The 16,006-nt window shown below is 63.4% G+C and carries 15 protein-coding genes; 7 read left to right on the forward strand and 8 right to left on the reverse strand.

Annotated features, from left to right (window positions below; all coding sequences use genetic code 11):
- Window positions 1-44 precede the first annotated feature (44 nt).
- The gene (locus tag AB5Y64_RS15180; protein WP_113978044.1) at window positions 45-1,220 is read left to right on the forward strand and encodes a dicarboxylate/amino acid:cation symporter; all 1,176 of its coding nucleotides are present in this window, start codon (window positions 45-47) and stop codon (window positions 1,218-1,220) included.
- A 65-nt stretch (window positions 1,221-1,285) separates the two neighbouring features.
- On the opposite strand, the gene tesB is transcribed toward AB5Y64_RS15180, so the two are convergent.
- The 7 genes from tesB to AB5Y64_RS15215 form a co-directional block, all read right to left on the reverse strand.
- A complete protein-coding gene (gene tesB, locus AB5Y64_RS15185; protein WP_041214836.1) occupies window positions 1,286-2,149 on the reverse strand; it encodes an acyl-CoA thioesterase II in 864 nt (287 codons plus the stop codon).
- Window positions 2,150-2,330: 181 nt separating this feature from the next.
- The gene (locus AB5Y64_RS15190) at window positions 2,331-2,702 is read right to left on the reverse strand and encodes an endonuclease domain-containing protein (RefSeq protein WP_104453168.1); all 372 of its coding nucleotides are present in this window, start codon (window positions 2,700-2,702) and stop codon (window positions 2,331-2,333) included.
- Between the two features lie 213 nt (window positions 2,703-2,915).
- The gene (gene rluB, locus AB5Y64_RS15195) at window positions 2,916-3,839 is read right to left on the reverse strand and encodes a 23S rRNA pseudouridine(2605) synthase RluB (RefSeq protein WP_039039190.1); all 924 of its coding nucleotides are present in this window, start codon (window positions 3,837-3,839) and stop codon (window positions 2,916-2,918) included.
- Window positions 3,832-4,524, reverse strand: coding sequence for an SMC-Scp complex subunit ScpB (scpB, locus tag AB5Y64_RS15200; RefSeq protein WP_042014199.1), 693 nt, complete (start codon window positions 4,522-4,524; stop codon window positions 3,832-3,834). The genes rluB and scpB overlap by 8 nt, the downstream gene beginning before the upstream one ends.
- Window positions 4,525-4,565: 41 nt before the next feature.
- Window positions 4,566-5,447 carry a ScpA family protein gene (locus AB5Y64_RS15205; RefSeq protein WP_201872669.1) on the reverse strand — a complete coding sequence of 294 codons (882 nt, stop codon included), beginning with the start codon at window positions 5,445-5,447 and terminating at the stop codon, window positions 4,566-4,568.
- Window positions 5,440-6,060, reverse strand: a complete 621-nt coding sequence (locus AB5Y64_RS15210) for an L-threonylcarbamoyladenylate synthase (protein WP_010673702.1) — start codon at window positions 6,058-6,060, stop codon at window positions 5,440-5,442. Before AB5Y64_RS15210 ends, AB5Y64_RS15205 begins: the two co-directional genes overlap by 8 nt.
- Window positions 6,061-6,184: 124 nt before the next feature.
- A complete protein-coding gene (locus AB5Y64_RS15215) occupies window positions 6,185-7,066 on the reverse strand; it encodes a PHP domain-containing protein (protein ID WP_270681710.1) in 882 nt (293 codons plus the stop codon).
- A gap of 424 nt (window positions 7,067-7,490) precedes the next feature.
- On the opposite strand from AB5Y64_RS15215, the gene AB5Y64_RS15220 reads away from it, so the two are divergent.
- The 6 genes from AB5Y64_RS15220 (at window position 7,491) to trpA (ending at window position 14,443) form a co-directional block, all read left to right on the forward strand.
- Entirely contained in the window at window positions 7,491-9,125 is a 1,635-nt protein-coding gene (locus AB5Y64_RS15220; RefSeq protein ID WP_043155557.1) for an anthranilate synthase component 1, read from the forward strand.
- On the forward strand, window positions 9,118-9,717 hold the full coding sequence (locus AB5Y64_RS15225) for an aminodeoxychorismate/anthranilate synthase component II (RefSeq protein ID WP_039039194.1): 600 nt from the start codon (window positions 9,118-9,120) through the stop codon (window positions 9,715-9,717). Before AB5Y64_RS15220 ends, AB5Y64_RS15225 begins: the two co-directional genes overlap by 8 nt.
- A gap of 10 nt (window positions 9,718-9,727) precedes the next feature.
- A complete protein-coding gene (gene trpD / locus AB5Y64_RS15230; protein WP_010673697.1) occupies window positions 9,728-10,741 on the forward strand; it encodes an anthranilate phosphoribosyltransferase in 1,014 nt (337 codons plus the stop codon).
- Window positions 10,741-12,258: a bifunctional indole-3-glycerol-phosphate synthase TrpC/phosphoribosylanthranilate isomerase TrpF gene (gene trpCF, locus AB5Y64_RS15235; RefSeq protein WP_109422164.1), complete on the forward strand. Its 1,518-nt coding sequence runs from the start codon at window positions 10,741-10,743 to the stop codon at window positions 12,256-12,258. Before trpD ends, trpCF begins: the two co-directional genes overlap by 1 nt.
- Window positions 12,259-12,446: 188 nt before the next feature.
- Window positions 12,447-13,640 carry a tryptophan synthase subunit beta gene (gene trpB / locus AB5Y64_RS15240; protein ID WP_041214833.1) on the forward strand — a complete coding sequence of 398 codons (1,194 nt, stop codon included), beginning with the start codon at window positions 12,447-12,449 and terminating at the stop codon, window positions 13,638-13,640.
- Entirely contained in the window at window positions 13,637-14,443 is an 807-nt protein-coding gene (trpA, locus tag AB5Y64_RS15245) for a tryptophan synthase subunit alpha (RefSeq protein WP_368204124.1), read from the forward strand. The genes trpB and trpA overlap by 4 nt, the downstream gene beginning before the upstream one ends.
- Window positions 14,444-14,938: 495 nt before the next feature.
- Here trpA and AB5Y64_RS15250 read toward each other — a convergent pair whose 3' ends face one another.
- Window positions 14,939-15,970, reverse strand: a complete 1,032-nt coding sequence (locus tag AB5Y64_RS15250) for an IS630-like element ISAhy2 family transposase (protein ID WP_001809438.1) — start codon at window positions 15,968-15,970, stop codon at window positions 14,939-14,941.
- Between the last annotated feature and the right edge of the window lie 36 nt (window positions 15,971-16,006).

Consider the following 16,006-nt stretch of genomic DNA (forward strand, 5'->3'; position numbering starts at 1 on the left):
TCAAAATTAAATAACAAATCAGACACCAACACCTGGATTCCCCCATGAAACTCGTTCTCAATCTGGTTGCCGGTATCCTCGCCGGCCTGCTGCTCGGTCTCTATGCCCCCGAATGGGTCGCCCGCGTGCTGTTCACCGCCAAGACGGTGATAGGCCAGCTCATCACCTTCACCATCCCGCTCATCATCCTCTTCTTCATCATGAGCGGCATCGCCAGCCTGCCGAAGAACTCCGGCAAGCTGCTGGGCAAGACGGTGGGGCTCTCCTACTGCTCCACCATACTGGCGGGCCTGTTCGCCTTCACCGTGGCGAGCCACCTGATCCCGCACCTGACCACGGCCGCCGAACCCACCGCCGAGGCAGCCACCAAGCTCGCTTCCTACATCAATCTCGAGATCCCGCCCCTGTTCGGGGTGATGTCGGCCCTGGCCGCCGCCTTCGTGTTCGGCATCGGCATCAGCGCCACCCAGGCCACCGACCTGCGCCGGGTCGCCGATCAGGGCCGTGACATCATCGACCGCCTGCTGGCACGCGTGATCATTCCCCTGCTCCCCTTCTACATCGCCGGCGTCTTCGTCGAGATGACGGTGGAAGGCACCGTCTTCGCCACCCTCAAGACCTTCGGAGTGGTGCTGGTGATGGCCATCGTCATGCACTGGTTCTGGCTCTGCGTCCTGTTCGTCGGCACCGGCCTCGCCCAGGGGCGCTCCCCCGTCATGCTCATCAAGAACATGCTGCCCGCCTACTTCACCGCCCTTGGCACCATGTCCAGCGCCGCCACCATTCCGGTGGCCCTGCAAGCCAGCAAGCGCAACGGCGTGAGCGACGGCATCGCCAACTTCACCGTGCCCCTGTGCGCCACCATCCACCTGTGCGGCTCCACCATCACCCTGGTGACCTGCGCCACGGCGGTGATGTTCCTCTCCGAACACCTGGCCATTCCGGGCTACGGCACCATGGTGCCCTTCATCATGATGCTGGGCGTCATCATGATTGCCGCGCCGGGCGCACCGGGTGGCGGTGTCATGTCCGCGCTCGGCCTGCTCACTTCCATGCTCGGCTTCGGTGAGGCCTCCATCGCCCTGATGATCGCCCTCTACCTGGCCCAGGACAGCTTCGGCACCGCCTGCAACGTCACCGGTGACGGCGTCATCGCCCTGTGGGCCGACCGCTTCGCCCGGGGCGAGCCAGCACTCAGCACCGAGCAGGACGCAGCCTGATAGCGCAGGCACATAAAAAAACGGGAGCCATCGGCTCCCGTTTTTCGTTGGCGCAAGGGGGCGTCTCAGCCCCGGCGGCGGATCACCCCTTCCTGCATGGTGCTCGCCACCAATACCCCATCCCGGGTGAAGAACTGGCCGCGCACCAGACCCCGACCGCCGCTGGCGCTCGGGCTGTCCACCACGTAGAGCAGCCAGTCGTCCAGCCGGAACTCCCGGTGGAACCACATGGAGTGATCGATGGTGGCCACCTGCATGTCCGGCTCCCAGTAGGAGACCCCGTGGGGCTGCAGGGCGGCGAACAGGAAGTGGAAGTCAGACGCATAGGCCAGCAGGTAGTTGTGGACCCGCTGATCGTCCGGCACCGGGCCATTGGCCTTGAACCAGGTGTAGCGAAGGGGCTCGTGAACATCCGGGCGGATGGGGTCCACCAGGGTCACGGGGCGAATTTCGATGGGCTTCTCGCACAGGATCTTGTCCCGCAGGGCCGCCGGGATCATCTGCTCGTAGGGACGCACCAGCTCCAGCTCGCTCTTGAGCTGCTCCGGGGGCGTGATGCCGCCCGGCATCTTCGCCTGGTGCTCGAAACCCTCCGCCTCCACCTGGAAGGAGGCGTTGAGGTAGAAGATGGGCTTGCCATTCTGGATGGCCTTGACCCGGCGGGTGGAGACGGTCTGGCCGTCGCGGATGTTCTCCACGTCGTAGACGATGGGCTTGTTGGCATCCCCGGGGCGCAGGAAGTAGGAGTGGAAACTGTGGACCTGGCGGTCGCTTGCCACCGTCTGCTTGGCGGCTGACAAGGCCTGCCCCATCACCTGTCCGCCAAACACGGATCGCAACCCGAGATCCTGGCTCTGGCCCCGAAACAGGCCCTCCTCGATCTTTTCGAGCGCCAGCAACGCCAGCAGCTCATCCAGTACCTTGCTCATTGGTTTCTCCTGTCTTTGTGCGCGAAAGGCTAACAAGCCCGTCCCGACAGGGCAACCATCCTGATGCACATCCCCGTCTGCAACCACCTCCCCTTCAAAAAAGGGAAGTCTATGACGCTTTCCAGCCCGTACAGAGGGCACTCTGGCCCCCTCCCCTGGCAAGGGGAGGGCTGGGGTGGGGTCAGACGCGATCAAGCCATGCCCGAATAGAGACAACCACCCCGGGTAGATTTTCCATCACCTCCCTGTTGCTAAATCTCAGTACCGTCAGCGACAGGGCCGCCATGTAGGCATCCCGTCGCTTGTCATGACGCAGACCCCGCATGTCGAAATGGCTGTTGCCATCAACCTCAATGACCAACAACCGCCCGGGGCAGTAAAAATCCGCAATGTATGGGCCTATACCTTGCTGACGGCGAAACTTGACTCCGAGTTGCCCAGCCCGAAGCGCCTGCCACAATCGCCGTTCAGGCTCTGTTGGATTGTTTCGTTGTTCACGCCGTTTATCCAGCGTGGCCTCGCGGTTGAAAACACGAACTGGCTTCTCGTTCATGACAGTATTCCTCCGACTATGACCCTTGTCAGCATAACAACTACTCACCCCCTCCCAGCCTCCCCCTTCAAAAGGGGGAGGAGCTTGTCTGGCCCTTTCTCTCCCCTGTGCGATTCAGTCTCAAGGAGCCCGGCAGGAGCAGAAAACAAAAAAGCCCGCACCTTGGGGTGCGGGCTTGTGGCGTGTCCGGGGCGAGCGACCCGTGGCGGCGGCTTACTTGCTGCCGGTGCCGGAATTGCGGGTGGAGGAGGTCGGCTTGCGACGGGCGGTGGTGGCACGGGCGCGCGGCTCCTTGCCCTGCATCTCCTTGTGACGCTTCACGGCGCGACGGATCTGGGCGGCCTGCTTGTGGCGGGTGCTCTTGCCATCCTGCTGCAAATCGACCTTGGACTCGGTCTCGTTGGGCAGGTTGACCAGGCCGCGCAGGTAGTTCACTTCGGGCAGTTTCAGCTCCTGCCAGCCGCCGCGGGGGATGCCGCGATCCAGCTTGACGTCGCCGTAGCGGATACGCATCAGGCGGCTCACCTGCACTTCCTGGGACTCCCACAGGCGGCGCACTTCCCGGTTGCGGCCCTCGGTCAGGGTGACGTTGAACCACTGGTTCAGCCCTTCACCGCCGGCCGGCTTGATCTTGTTGAACTTGGCCATGCCGTCTTCCAGCTGCACGCCCTTGCGCAGGCGCTGCAGCATGGCTTCGGTGATCTCGCCAAAGACGCGCACCGCGTATTCCCGCTCCACTTCGTGGCTCGGGTGCATCAGGCGGTTCGCCAGCTCACCGTCGGTGGTGAACAGCAAGAGGCCTGAGGTGTTGACGTCGAGGCGGCCGACCGCTATCCAGCGGGCACCATCCATCTTGGGCAGACGATCAAACACGGTGGGACGTCCTTCCGGATCGTGACGGGTGCACATCTCCCCTTCGGGCTTGTGGTAGGCCAGCACGCGGCAGATCACTTCCTCTGCGGCGCGGGTCTTGACCTGGTGGCCATCCACCCGGATCACGGCGTTCACTTCGACGCGATCCCCCAGCGTGGCGACCTTGCCATCCACGCTGACCCGACCTGCGGTGATCAGGGCCTCCATCTCACGACGGGAGCCTTGACCCGCGCGGGCCAATACTTTTTGCAGTTTTTCACTCATCGGGTTTACCTGATTGTTGATCGCTGCCCGCCGACATCGCGGACAACCTTGGCTCTTGTGGGAAGGCCCCGTTGGCCTCCCCACCATGTTCATGCTCAGCACGGCCTGCCAGAGGCTGACCGTCACCGCCCTCGCCCGGCATGAGCGACAAGGGGGCCTGCAGCTCGGGATCCAGCTCGGGGAGCTGCTCCAGACTCTGCAGGTTGAAATAGTCCAGAAATTCACGGGTGGTGGCGAGCAGCTCGGGGCGACCCGCCACCTCCTTGTGGCCGATGCTGCGCACCCAGCCACGCTCCTTGAGGGTGTTGACGATCTGGCTCGACACCGCCACCCCGCGGATGGCTTCTATCTCCGCCCGGGTGATGGGCTGACGATAGGCAATCAGCGTCAGCGTCTCCATCACGGCGCGGGAATAACGGGGAGCCCGCTCGCTCCACAGGCGCGACAGCTCCTCGGCATACTCCTGGCGGGCCTGGAAACGCCAGCCGGAGGCCACCTCTTTGAGCTCGACCCCCCGCTCGCTGTAATCCTGTCTGAGCTCTGCCAGCAGCAGCTGGACATAGCGGCCGGTGACCGGGTAGTCCGAGAGCACGCTGCCCTTGATTTCGCTCACCGTGAGGGGACGCCCCGCCACGAAGATCGCCGCCTCGATCAGGGTCTTCAATCGTTCAGCAGGCAGCGCCACGGTGGACCTCCCGGGTCCACGCCCCTGGCGCCGCCCCTCGCTCAGTGTAGATGCTCATGCTCCTCCCCCTTCCCCTGACTGGCCAGGGCAAAATGGATGGGGCCCAGAGGCTCCGCCTGCAAGATCCAGATCAATTGTTCCTTGCACAGCTCCAGCAGGGCCAGGAAGGTCACCAGCCCCCCCATGCGCCCCTCCTCGGCTCGCAGCACCTGCTCCAGGCGCAGGGTCTGGCCCAAGGAGAGCATGGCGAGGATCTCCGCCATCCGTACCCGGGTCGGGATCTGCTCGCGGCGGATCTGGTGATGTTCAAAATGAGTCGCGCGTTTTACCACACTTTGCATGTAAAGGGCGAGTTCAACCAGAGAAACATCGGGCGCCAATGGCTTCAAGGCACCAAAATCCGGCGCCATGGCGGCGGCGACGAAGATCTCCCGCTCCACCCTCGGCAGGGCATTGACCCGCTCCGCCCCCAGCTTGTAGCGCTCGTACTCCTGCAGGCGACGAATGAGGGTGACGCGGGGGTCTTCTCCCTCCTCCTCGTCTTCCAGCTCCGGGGCCTTGGGCAGCAGCAGGCGGGACTTTATCTCCGCGAGCCAGGCCGCCATCAGCAGGTATTCCGCCGCCAGCTCGAGGTTGAGACCCTGCATCAGATCCACGTACTCCATGTACTGGGCGGTGATCTGCAGGATAGGCAGGTTGAGGATGTCGAGCTGCTGGCGCCGGATGAGGTAGAGCAAGAGATCCAGCGGCCCCTCGAAGGTGTCGAGAAACACCTCCAGCGCATCGGGAGGGATGAACAAGTCCTGGGGCAGCTCATGGTAGGGCTGCCCCAGCACGGTGGCGATGGGCGGGGGAAGGGAAGCCTCCCCCGTCGTGCCCGCGGGGGTTGTCAGCGCGGGCACGGGGTCGGCAAGATCACTCAAACGGCGTCGGATCCCCGGCACCGCGGCGACGCAGCACGGGCTCGTCGTCGGAGAAGTCCACCACAGTGGTGGGCTGCTCGCCCAGATACCCGCCGTTGACCACCAGATCCAGCTGCTTGCCGAGCTTGTCGGCAATCTCCTCGGGGTCGAACTCCGCCATCTCGGAGCCCGGCAGGATCAGGGTGGTGGAGAGCAGCGGCTCACCGAGAGCCTCAAGCAAGGCCAGCGCGATGTTGTTGGCCGGGACCCGGATACCGATGGTCTTCTTCTTCTCGTTCATGAGGCGACGCGGCACCTCCTTGGTAGCCTTGAAGATGAAGGTGTAGGGTCCGGGGGTGTTGTTCTTGACCAGCCGGAAGGCGGTGTTGTCCACCTTGGCATAGGTGGAGATCTCCGAGAGATCCCGGCACACCAGGGTGAAGTCGTGGTTCGGCTCGATGCGACGGATGCGGCAGATGCGCTCCAGGGCATCCTTGTTGCCCATCTGGCAGCCCAGGGCGTAGCCGGAGTCGGTGGGATAGACGATGACGCCGCCGTTTTGCAGGATCTGCACCGCCTGGCTGATGAGGCGAACCTGGGGATTGTCGGGATGTACGTAAAAATGCTGACTCATATGCTCTTCTCGCGATAGGGGGCACGCTCGTTGCCCGCTTCATGGTCAAGGGCCCCTTGGCCCATGACACTACCTTAACCTGTTTGACGCAGACTCGCCTGCATCAAAGATGCCGGCCCGGGGGTCAGCGGCTGGCCAGCAGGCCCGCATGCTCCTCGGGGGTGAGCCCGAAATGACCGGGGTGACCCAGCCACAGCGGCATCCCCTCCTTGGGGAGCCAGAGGTGGCGGCCAAGCTCGGTCCAGTTGGAGGGGAAGTGAAAATCGGACCCCACCGAAATATAGAGATCGTGCTCCCTGGCCCACTGACCGAGATTCGCCCGCTCCTGGGGGCTCTGCTGGGGCAGGGAGACCTCCATGGCATCCCCCCCGACGGCCTTGAAGGCCACCAGCAGCCGCTTGATCCACTTGGCGGTGAGATTGTAGCGGCTCGGGTGAGCCAGCACCGCCAGCCCGCCTGCGGCGTGGATGGCCTCGATGGCCTCCCCCATCCCGGGCCACTCGGCGGGCACATAGCCCTTGTTGCCCCGGCTCAGGTACTTCTTGAACACCTTCTGCATATTGTCGGCCACCCCGCGCGCCACCAGCACCCGGGCAAAGTGGGCCCGGGTCACGGCGGCGTCACCGGCAAGCTGCTTGGCCTCTTCATAGGTGCCCGGGATGAGGCACTTCTCCAGACGACGCCCGATTTCCTCGGCGCGCGCCTCCCGGCGAGCCCGCTGCCCTGCCAGAAAGGCGAGCAACTGGAGATTTTTCTCGTCCACCCCGAGGGCCACGATGTGGATCTCGTGATGCTCCCACCCGGTGGAGATCTCCACCCCGCTCACCAGGCGCAGTGGCAACTGGTCGGCCGAGATGGTCTGGCGCACCTCCTCAAGCCCGTCGAGGGTATCGTGGTCAGTGACCGCTAACACCTCCACCCCTTTTTCGGCGGCGCGGCGCACCAGGTCGGCGGGGCTCAGCACCCCGTCCGAGGCGGTGGTGTGGCAATGCAGATCAAATCTCATCGGCGTGTTTCGCTCTTGTTTGGGACCTGCCTGGAAAAGGCCGGCAAAAAAGCGACTTGACTTGGCCGCGGCTTTATCGTTTTCTGTAGGCACTTCATTGCAAACATCTTTTTACAGGACTCAATCTCATGCAAGCGACTTCCATCCTGACCATCTGGTGGTGGCACACTCCCTGACATGCGGGCGTGTGGTCGTTGCTGTACCTGTAATCTGACAGCAAGTTAAGAACCCAAAGAAAAAGCCCGCTGACCCCAGCGGGCTTTTTTATTATCCGGCAAATGGACCTGTGATGAAACCGACAATTCAGAGAAGCACACTGACATGGCGATGGCGAACTCGCTGACGTGACCCGAACCCGACCCATTTTCAAGAGAGACAGCGCCATGACCATCGGTGACACACAACACATGCAAGGGAAGGCATTATGACAGGCAACAAGACCCGTTTGCCCCTGGGCGAATTCGATACCATCCGGCTCAATGCCCCCTATGTGACAGACCCCCTGGCACTCTATACCCGACTCTGCCAGGACAGACCCAACAACCTGCTGCTCGAATCGGTGGAGATCGACTCCAAGGCCGGCACCCAGAGCCTGCTGCTGGTGGACGCCTGCCTGCGCATCGAGTGCCGCGGCCGCGCCGTGCAGGTGCGCCCCCTCGGCGACAACGGCGCCGCCCTGCTGCGCATGCTGGAGCAGCGCCTGCCCGCCGTCATCACCCAGACCCGGGTGGCGGACGAGCTGCACCTCGACTTCCCGGCGTCCGATCGGGAGCTTGACGAAGACAGCCGCCTCAAGGGCAGCAGCGTGCTGGACGTGCTGCGCACCCTGCAGCGGGAGCTGCAATGCCAGCAGGGCAAAGAGGCCCTCTTCATGGCGGGCAGCTTCGCCTACGACCTCATCGCTTCCTTTGAAGACTTGCCCGAGGTGCCAGAGGGGAGCAACGACTGCCCTGACTACTGCTTCTATGTGGCCGAGACCCTGATCACCATCGACCACATCAAGCAGAGCACCCAGTTGGTGGCCTGCCTGTTCGGCGGCGAAGAGGATGAGCAGCTGGACGCGCGCTACGCCCGCCTGACCGCTCGCCTCGAGTCCTTCAAGCAGGCCTGTCAGCAGCCGCTGCCTGCGCCGCAGGGCTCGGCGCCGCTGACCGGCGTCCTGGCCGTCGACAAGGGGGACAAGCAGTTCTGCGCCGAGGTCGAGAAGCTCAAGGGCTTCATCCGCCGTGGTGACATCTTCCAGGTGGTGCCGTCCCGCAGCTTCTCCCTCCCCTGCCCGGATCCCGTCGCCGCCTATCGCCGCCTCAAGCAGACCAACCCCAGCCCCTACATGTTCTACGTGCAGGACGAGGGCTTCACCCTGTTTGGCGCCTCCCCCGAGAGCGCGGTCAAGTTCTGCGCCAACAGCCGCCAGGTGGAGATGTACCCCATCGCCGGCACCCGCCGCCGTGGCCTCAACCCGGACGGCAGCATCAACCTGGATCTGGACGGCCGCATCGAGCTGGAGCTGCGTCAGGACGAGAAAGAGGTGGCCGAGCACCTGATGCTGGTGGATCTGGGCCGCAACGACATCGCCCGCATCTCCGCCCCCGGCACCCGCTACGTCAAGGATCTGCTCAAAGTGGATCGCTACAGCCACGTCATGCACCTGGTCTCCCGGGTGGTGGGCACCCTTCGCGCCGACCTTGACGCCCTGCACGCCTACCAGGCCTGCATGAACATGGGCACCCTGACCGGTGCCCCCAAGCTGCGCGCCAGCGAGCTCATCCGCATGGTGGAAGGCAAGCGTCGCGGCAGTTACGGCGGCGCCGTGGGTTACCTGAACGGCGCAGGGGAAATGGACACCTGCATCGTCATCCGCTCCGCCTTCGTGAAAGAGGGGGTCGCCCATGTCCAGGCCGGCGCCGGGGTGGTCTATGACTCCAAACCCCAGGCCGAGGCAGACGAGACCCGCGCCAAGGCGGCGGCCGTGCTGGCCGCCATCGCTGCCAGCCATGGCACCTCCCTGCAGGCCCTCAGCGCCCAGCAGGAACAACACAAGGACGTGAGCCATGACTAACATCTTCCTGCTCGACAACTTCGACTCGTTTACCTACAACCTCGTCGACCAGTTCCGCACCCTGGGCTACCCGGTGCGCATCTACCGCAACAGCCTGCCTGCGAGCCGCATCATGCAGGAGATCGACGCCTGCGAAGGGGACGCCGTGCTGGTGCTCTCCCCGGGGCCGGGCGCCCCCCATGAGGCGGGCTGCCTCATCGACCTCATCAAGCTGGCCCGGGGCCGGGTGCCCATCCTCGGCATCTGTCTCGGTCATCAGGCCCTGTGCGAAGCCTACGGCGGCACCGTCGGGGCGGCGGGGGAAATCGTCCACGGCAAGCGCTCCCTCATCGAGCACAACGGCCATGGCGCCTTCGCGGGGCTGCCGAGCCCCTTGCCGGTGGCCCGCTACCACTCCCTGGTGGCCACCTATGTGCCACAAGAGTTGCAGGTGATTGCCCACTATCAGGGCATGCCCATGGCCATCGAGCAGCGTGACGAGCGGGTGCTGGGCTTCCAGTTCCACCCGGAATCCATCATGACCAGCGAAGGGGCCCGCCTGCTCACCCAGGCCCTCGCCCATGTCACCCGTCCAGAAAGCCACGTGCGGTAAGGAAGAGACCATGCATCAACATCTCAACACCCTCTATCAGGGTCAGTCTCTCACCCGCGACGCCGCCCGCGACGCCTTCGGCCAGGTGGTTCGTGGTGAAGTGGATCCCATCGTGCTCGCGAGCCTTTTGACCGCCCTCAAGATCAAGGGGGAGACCCCGGAGGAGATCGCCGGCGCCGCCGAGGCGCTCTTGGCCGAAGCCCGCGACTTCCCGCGCCCGGACTATGCCTTCTGCGACATCGTCGGCACCGGGGGAGACGGCCTCAACACCATCAACGTCTCCACCACCTCGGCCCTGGTGGCCGCCGCCTGCGGCCTGAAAGTGGCCAAGCACGGCAACCGCTCGGTCTCGAGCAAGTCGGGGTCGAGCGATCTGCTCGATAAAATGGGCATCAAGCTCGACATGAGCCCGGCCCAGGCCCGCCGCTGCCTGGACGAGCTCGGGGTCTGCTTCCTGTTCGCCCCCCAGTACCACGCCGGGGTGCGCCATGCCATGCCGGTGCGCCAGGCCCTCAAGACCCGCACCCTGTTCAACGTGCTGGGGCCGCTCATCAACCCCGCTCGTCCCAGCTTCCAGCTGATGGGGGTCTATGCCCCCGAGCTGGTGCGCCCCATCGCCGAAACCCTGCTGGCACTCGGCCTGAAAACCGGTATGGTGGTGCACGGCGCCGGTCTCGACGAGATTGCCATCCACGGCCCGACCCAGGTGGCGGAAATCCGCGACGGCGAAATTCGCGAGTACTTGCTCACCCCGGCGGACTTTGGCCTCGACACCTACCCGGTCAGCGCCATCCAGGGCGGTGAGCCCGAGGAGAACCGCGCCATCACCGCCGCCATCCTGGAAGGACGCGGCAGCCCGGCCCACAACGCCGCCATCGCCGCCAACGTGGCGCCGCTCCTGGTCATGGCGGGCGAGGCCCCGGACTTTAGGCAGGCCGCCGCCCGGGTGCTGGCGGTGCTGGCAAGCGGCCAGGCCGCCCTCCTCGCCCGGGATCTCGCCACCCTGAGCCATCAGGAGGCATGATGTCAGCCACCACCACAGCGTGCCCCAGGGGCACTCACCCAGAACGCCCGACGGGCAACAGCCAGCTTCGCAAGGATAACGAGATGTCAGATGTCATTGCTCCCCACGCCTTTCTGAACATGGCCTCCATCAGCCAGACCATCCTCGGCAAGATCGTGGCGGCCAAGCAGGAGTGGGTCGCCGCCCGCAAGGAGAGCCAGCCCCTGGCGAGCTTCCAGGACGCGCTGACCCCAAGCGATCGGGACTTCGAGGGGGATCTGCGCCAAGGCTCCACCCGCTTCATTCTGGAGTGCAAGAAGGCCTCCCCCTCCAAGGGCTTGATCCGCAACGACTTCAGCCCGGAGGCCATCGCCGACATCTATGGCCACTACGCCACCGCCATCTCGGTGCTGACGGACGAGAAGTTCTTCCAGGGGGATTTCGCCTTCCTGCCCCGGGTACGCGGCCGCGTCCAGCAGCCGGTGCTCTGCAAGGACTTCATGATTGACCCCTATCAGGTCTATCTGGCCCGCCACTATCAGGCGGACGCCATCCTCTTGATGCTCTCCGTGCTCACCGACGAGGGGTATCGCGCCCTGTTCAAAGTGGCGAAAGAATTGGGCCTCGGGGTGCTCACCGAGGTGAGCAACGAGGAGGAGCTGACCCGCGCCATCGACCTCGGCGCCCCGGTGATTGGCATCAACAACCGGGATCTGCGGGATTTGAGCGTCGATCTTGCCCGCACCCGGCAACTGGCGGCCAGGATCCCGGGGGATCGGGTGGTGATCAGCGAATCCGGCATCAACCACCGCGCCCAGGTGGCGGCCCTGCGCCACCACGCCAAGGGCTTCCTGGTGGGATCTTCCCTCATGGCGGAGCCGGATCTGGAGGCCGCGGTGCGCAAGCTCGTGCTCGGCCAGAACAAGGTGTGCGGCCTGACCCGTCCCGAGGACGCCGCCGCCGCCCATCAGGCGGGCGCCGTGTTCGGCGGCCTCATCTTTGTGGCGAAAAGCCCGCGCTACGTGGACATTCCCGCCGCCCGCGCCGTGATGGCGGGCGCGCCGCTCTCTTACGTCGGGGTGTTTCGCAATGCCCAGCCCGCCACCATCGCCAAGACGGTGGATGCGCTGGGGCTCGCCGCCGTGCAACTGCACGGGGACGAAGACGCCGCCTATATCGAGACCCTGCGCCCCCTGCTGCCGGCGGGCTGCCAGATCTGGAAGGCCGTCGGAGTCACAAGTGGCGAGCCCCTGCCCACCCTCGACTACCCGGCGGATCGCCTGCTGCTCGATACTGTCGTGAAAACTGCGGTCGGCAGCCAGAGCGGCGGCACCGGCCAGGCGTTCGACTGGACCCTGCTGGCCCATCTCGATAAAGCCCGGCTGATGCTGGCGGGGGGCCTCAACCCCGACAACGCCCTCGAGGCCGCGCAAGTGGGCTGCCTCGGCCTTGATTTCAACTCCGGGGTGGAGAGTGCCCCGGGCAGGAAGGATGCCCACAAGCTGGCTGCCGCCTTTGGCGCCCTGCGCCAACTGTGAGCGCCCCCGTGACTCATTCAACGAATTAATGAACTGCGTTTGCCCATAAGCACAAGGAATAATGTATGACCCTGCTCAATCCGTTTTTCGGTGAATTTCGTCGATGACATGTATGTGCCCCAGCCATACGCCTCAGCCCGCCAAGGCTCATACCTGATCTCAATTGCAGAATGTAAAGGAAGATAACCATGACCCTGCTCAATCCGTTTTTCGGTGAATTTGGTGGTATGTACGTGCCCCAGATCCTCATCCCCGCCCTGCTCCAGCTGGAGAAGGCCTTCGTCGATGCCAAGGACGATCCGGCCTTCGTCGCCGAGTTTCAGGCACTCCTGACCGAGTACGCCGGTCGCCCGACCCCGCTCACCCTGACCCGCAATCTGACCAAGGGCACCAAGACCCGCCTCTACCTCAAGCGTGAAGATCTGCTGCACGGCGGCGCCCACAAGACCAACCAGGTGCTGGGTCAGGCCCTGCTTGCCAAGCGCATGGGCAAGCACGAGATCATCGCCGAGACCGGCGCCGGTCAGCACGGTGTGGCCACTGCACTGGCCTGCGCCCTGCTCGGCCTCAAGTGCCGGGTCTACATGGGAGCCAAGGATTGCGAGCGCCAGAAGCCGAACGTGTTTCGCATGAAGCTGATGGGCGCCACCGTGATCCCGGTGCACTCCGGCTCCAGCACCCTCAAAGATGCCTGCAACGAGGCGCTGCGGGACTGGGCTGCCAACTACGAGACCGCCCACTACCTGCTCGGCACCGCCGCTGGCCCCCACCCCTTCCCCACTATCGTGCGGGAGTTCCAGAAGATGATCGGGGAAGAGGCCAAGGCCCAGTGCTTCGAAAAAGAAGAGCGCCTGCCCGATGCGGTGATCGCCTGCGTTGGCGGCGGCTCCAATGCCATCGGCATGTTTGCGGACTTTATCGATGAGCCTTCCGTGCGCCTTATCGGGGTCGAACCCGGTGGTCACGGCATCGAGAGCGGCGAGCACGGCGCGCCGCTCGGTCACGGCAGCAAGGGGGTCTTCTTTGGCATGCACTCCTTCCTGATGCAGGACAACCAGGGCCAGATCCAGGAGTCCTACTCCGTCTCGGCGGGGCTGGACTTCCCCTCCGTCGGCCCCCAGCACGCCCACCTGGCCGCCATCGGCCGCGCCGAGTACCCCTCGGTGACCGACAAGGAGGCGCTGGACGCCTTCCAGGAGCTGGCCAAATCCGAAGGCATCATACCGGCGCTGGAGTCCTCCCACGCCCTGGCTCATGCCCTCAAGATGGCCCGCAGTGAACCGGAAAAAGAGCAGGTGCTCATCGTCAACCTCTCCGGCCGTGGCGACAAAGATATCTTCACCGTTGCCGACATTTTCGAGAAAGAAGGAACCTTGTCATGAACCGTTACGCACAACTCTTCTCCCGTCTGGACGAAGCCAATCAGGGCGCCTTTGTGCCGTTCGTGATGCTGGGTGACCCCACCCCCGAATTGTCCCTGGCCATCGTCGATGCCCTGGTCGAAGGGGGCGCCGACGCCCTCGAACTCGGCATTCCCTTCTCCGATCCGGTGGCGGACGGCCCCACCATTCAGGGTGCCGCCCTGCGCGCCTTTGCCAGCCACACCACCCCGGATGACTGCTTCGGCCTGCTCGCCCGCATCCGCGCCAAGTACCCACAGCTGCCCATTGGCCTTTTGGTCTACGCGAACCTGGTCTATGTGCGCCACATCGACGGCTTCTACGAGAAGTGCCAGCAGGCAGGGGTGGACTCCGTGCTGGTGGCGGACGTGCCGGTGCAGATGTGCGAACCCTACAAGGCGGCCGCCGACAAGTTCGGCATCGACAGCATCTTTATCGCCCCGCCCAACGGCGATGCGGAGACGCTCAAGGCCGTTGCCGAGCTCGGCTCCGGTTACACCTATCTGGTGAGCCGCGCTGGCGTCACCGGTGCCGAGACCAAGGCCGGCATGCCGGTGGAGGGCCTCATCAACTCCCTGCGCGAGTTCAACGCCCCCCCTGCCCTGCTCGGCTTTGGCATCAGCGAACCGGCCCAGGTACGTGAAGCGATCAAGGCTGGCGCCGCCGGTGCCATCTCCGGCTCCGCCGTGGTGAAGATCATCGAGACCCACCACCAGAACCCGGAGCATATGCTCACTCGTCTGAAAGAGTTTGTGGAAGGGATGAAGGCTGCGACCAATCGTTAAGGCGGCATGGGTCACATGCCATTAGCCGCAGTGATCCGGCTGCGTATCCACTTTACACATAGCAGCCATCGTTGCATCGCCGCATCAAAGGGAGCCTGACCGGCTCCCTTGCTTTTTGTCGCGTCTCCCCCGCTGGCGGATCTGGGCATATTGCCCCCTCTCCCACCGGGAGAGGGCTGGGGTGAGGGGAATTGTGCATACCCAGCCAAGCTGGTTGCTCACTCAGCGCACGCCATAATGACTAATTTGTTGATCCTGCTCAGATTCCCGCCAAAACACACTTCTCAACGCTCAGCCCTCGCCCTTAAGATACCCGAATGACAATCAACCTTCTGGAAGAGCACCATGGCAGCAATTGTTGCTATCTCGCAGTTGAAAAGCAGCAAACCGGGTGGCCGTTAGTCAGGGGCGGTAGCTTTGCCGACGCTTGCAATGGCAGACTCCATCTCAATTTTTTTATACTGTGTAATTGCTAAATAACTGATCCCAATAGTGCTACACCTTCGCTGTGCCATAGCCATTCCCCGGGAAAGGAGACACGGTATCCATGAAGTGTTTCACTCGGGCCAGCAGGTTTGCCATCCCTCTGCATTGATGATTGCGCGTGATGGTTTCATGTAACTTGTGCCATAGCCGTTCTATGTGATTAACCCAAGGGCTGTAAACTGGCTGGAACACCAGGCAGAACTTGGGATTCTTCTTCAACCATCGCTCGGTCTGTTTGCTTTTGTGAATGATGTAGTTATCGAGGATCAACGTGATGGTTTTGGCTCGTCGGTAGTGGTGGCGCAGCTTTTCCAGCATGGCAATAAACAGCGATGAGTTTTTCTTGATCCCGCTGACGTAAAGTACCCTTCCGTTGCCTGCGTGGAGAACGCCTGCCAGATAATGCTTGGCATTCTGCCCCGGTGTGACAACCCGCTTTTGCTGCGCTCTGAACATCCAGTCGGCTCCTAATTTGGGATTGAGGTCTATATCGACTTCATCCTCATAAAACACCGGATTATCGGCATCACAGCGGGCCAGCGCGGCGTCGATATTCGCCATTTTTTCCTGATAGGCTGGGTCTTTTATCCGCAAGGTCGGCACGGGCCTGCGCCAGACAATGCCCATACGAGGTAACCATCGGCGGAGCGTGGAGGCTGCCACATTGAGCCCTGTTAACCGATTGATTTTTATAGCCAATAGTTCAGTACACCAACGGCTGCGCTGATAACCAAAATCTTGCGGAGAAAACTGCATGAGCAGCACCAGTAAGGTGACAATCTTGGCGATAGGTAAGACTGGGGCACGGCCAGCCGGTAAGGCTTCTAGCGCATCTATGCCTTCATCTCGATACCACCGAAGCCAACGACCGATGGTCGAGCGCGCAGCGCCGGTAAGGTGATGAACATCGGTGATCGTGCGTCCTTCATGTAACAGCAAGATGGCCATCAAGCGACGAGCATGTCCTTTATCACGGGTGGCATGGATGATTTTGTGAATGCGGCGCCGTTGTGGTCGTGGCAGAGGTGGTAGGATAGGCATCAACTCAGTCCTTTGGGTGTGGCTTGTTTTGTTTAG

The organism is Aeromonas sp. R5-1, assembly GCF_040908265.1.
Taxonomy (GTDB): domain Bacteria; phylum Pseudomonadota; class Gammaproteobacteria; order Enterobacterales; family Aeromonadaceae; genus Aeromonas; species Aeromonas caviae.